Source organism: Halorubrum sp. Atlit-26R, from assembly GCF_003666015.1.
GTDB lineage: Archaea > Halobacteriota > Halobacteria > Halobacteriales > Haloferacaceae > Halorubrum.
Map to the genome: position 1 here is coordinate 1 of NZ_QPLT01000191.1, position 770 is coordinate 770.

Sequence of the window (770 nt, forward strand, 5' to 3'; positions counted from 1 at the left end):
TCAAGTTTGGGCAAGCGATTATGTTAATGACAATATTTCAACAGATTCTTTTTACGCAAACGAAATTCCACCTTCAATGATTGAATCCTCTTCACCATCTTCTGAACCTCCACTTGAGAACTTCCGATCAGACACTCCAGATCTACTAAATGCAAGTATAAATGAGTCTTCATCTTGCTGGTTCGCAATTCGACAAGAACCAACGGTCTATTCTCCAACACGCCATTTTCAACTAAAATATGATATTGAAATGTTAATCGTAAAGGACAATGTTGTATACTCTAGTGGAGAATTGGGGACTTGGGTGGCCTATAACCGCGAATGCTAAGATATTTTGTTTCGGGTGGATTTTTAATTCTCTATTTAATAATCGCTCCTACGGTGTAGATTTTTGCTTATCCAGGCAACATTATAGAGAATTATTTAGGTGTTTTTTTGTTAGATTTGCGGCAGGTTTACTGACGAAGCTAAAACGCTCTGACGAATAGTGTGAGCTTGTTCTTTGACACACCTCGATAAAGCACGCGCATCAACGCGACGTGTTCTTGTACGAGTTCACATGAACGTCTCCATCAACGTACTTACCGTTACCGTGGACGACGTATTCCCGGTCGGATGTATCGTCTCGTCGAGTGGTTACTACGTCCAAAAACCGTCGTGTAGACCGTCAATGACCCCTGCTGGCCGAGCGCTAGTAGAAAGCTATGATCCTGTATTCCGACAGATTGAGTGCCTACAAGCCTTTGTAGGAGGCGACGCGCTCGCGGATA

2 protein-coding genes and 1 pseudogene are annotated in these 770 nt (G+C 42.9%); 2 read left to right on the top strand and 1 reads right to left on the bottom strand.

Annotated features, from left to right (window positions below; translation table 11 throughout):
- Positions 1-328: hypothetical protein (locus DVK07_RS23915; protein WP_233565555.1), on the top strand; the 328-nt coding region annotated here is incomplete at its 5' end.
- A 142-nt stretch (positions 329-470) separates the two neighbouring features.
- Here the strand turns inward: DVK07_RS23915 and DVK07_RS24450 are convergent.
- Positions 471-625, bottom strand: a pseudogene (locus DVK07_RS24450) (IS1595 family transposase); the annotation flags it as partial.
- On the opposite strand from DVK07_RS24450, the gene DVK07_RS23920 reads away from it, so the two are divergent.
- Positions 560-770: hypothetical protein (locus DVK07_RS23920; protein ID WP_233565556.1), on the top strand; the 211-nt coding region annotated here is incomplete at its 3' end. The pseudogene DVK07_RS24450 and the gene DVK07_RS23920 sit on opposite strands and share 66 nt — an antisense overlap.